This window comes from Bacillus sp. JJ1122, from assembly GCF_036964885.1.
Classification (GTDB): domain Bacteria; phylum Bacillota; class Bacilli; order Bacillales; family Cytobacillaceae; genus Mesobacillus.
The window spans coordinates 1-1421 of sequence record NZ_JBALQL010000061.1 but is presented as its reverse complement, the minus strand read 5'-3'; the positions used below and the strand labels follow the sequence as shown (position 1 = coordinate 1421).

The 1421-nt window shown below is 27.9% G+C and carries 1 protein-coding gene; it reads right to left on the bottom strand.

Going from position 1 to position 1421, the window contains the following annotated elements:
* Positions 1-42: 42 nt before the first annotated feature.
* The gene (locus V7201_RS23120; RefSeq protein ID WP_335379100.1) at positions 43-1407 is read right to left on the bottom strand and encodes an AAA family ATPase; all 1365 of its coding nucleotides are present in this window, start codon (positions 1405-1407) and stop codon (positions 43-45) included.
* Between the last annotated feature and the right edge of the window lie 14 nt (positions 1408-1421).

Sequence of the window (1421 nt, the reverse complement as noted above, 5' to 3'; positions counted from 1 at the left end):
TACTATATAATTTGTATCATTTGTTATTTTCCACACTTATTATTAGTCCTCACTATCCTGCAATTCATTAAATATCATAAACTTATAAAAAGATTCACCTAAATAGTCCATAATTTGATTAAGTTCATTAGCATCCGAAGATTCCTTAATCTTACTTAGTAACTTTTCTTCAGTATAGTTTAATTTTTTAGATGAATTAAATAGTTTTGAAGTAATTTCTTTTTCGTTTGACAAAAAAGTATTGAATGATGGATGTGTTACACTATCCTGCTTAAACAATAATATATTTTCAGGGAATAAAGTATTTATAAATGAATATGAGTGTGTTGCAATCATAAAATGTGCATTATAAGTGTTAAATAGTAAATAAAACATGGTTATAATTTGTTTAGTCCAGGAGGGGTTAAGGTGTAATTCAGGTTCTTCAATAATAATTAGTGAATTATGCTCTATTGCACTTAAAATTGAAAAAATACGATAAAAAAACATTTTTTCGCCTGAACTCATAGTTTCTAAGTCTATTACGTATTCACCTTTGAAAAAAGCTATATCATTTATATATATATCGTCATTTAATTCTGCTTTTACTAACATATTTAAAAATTCGTCTGACGGAATTCCCTTATTTATTTCTTCTAGTTCAACCCAACCACTTTCCAAATTAAGCCTTACAAATGTTTCCTCTCTATAATTAATGTTACGTTCAAAATATACTTTAACAAACGGAGCAATCTCTAAATTTAAATTATCCAATAAATTGACCATAATTTCTTTCTCTGTAAGATATAGATATATAAACCTTGCTATACCACGAGAAAGTGGCGAACCGTTGAAATGATCTGAACCATAAACACTGGTAATATCATAGCTTCTAATTATTTTATCACCATAGTATCTATCGCTCCATTGACCAACATACTCACTATGTAACGAAAAAACTGAGGTAATTATATTATTGGGAAGATAGGGCTTTACTTCATCATATGTAATTTCAGGTCTGTCAATTTCTATTTGATATGGTTTTCTTTTGGAAACTCCTTCTCCCCTTCTTAAATGCTTCCATTCCAAAAGTAAAAATTCCTGATCGTTGTCTGGAATCTTAATAAATATATTTCTTTCTTCTTTTCTAATCCTAACCTCTTTATTTAATCCATCTAATCGAATTTCATATGTTATTTTAAAATCAGATTCTATCTTTTCTTGGTTTCTCTCTAGGAAATGAAATAGTTGAACTATAAAACTAAGAAGGGTAGTTTTTCCAACACCATTTTCACCTACTAAAGTGGAAACATTCATATTACCGTAATAATCTCTGTATTCTCTACTAAAACCATGTCCCGGAGTAATGTTAAGTTCAAAATTTTTAAATTTCTTGTAGTCTTTTATATATATATATTTCAAAAACATTTATTACTCACCCC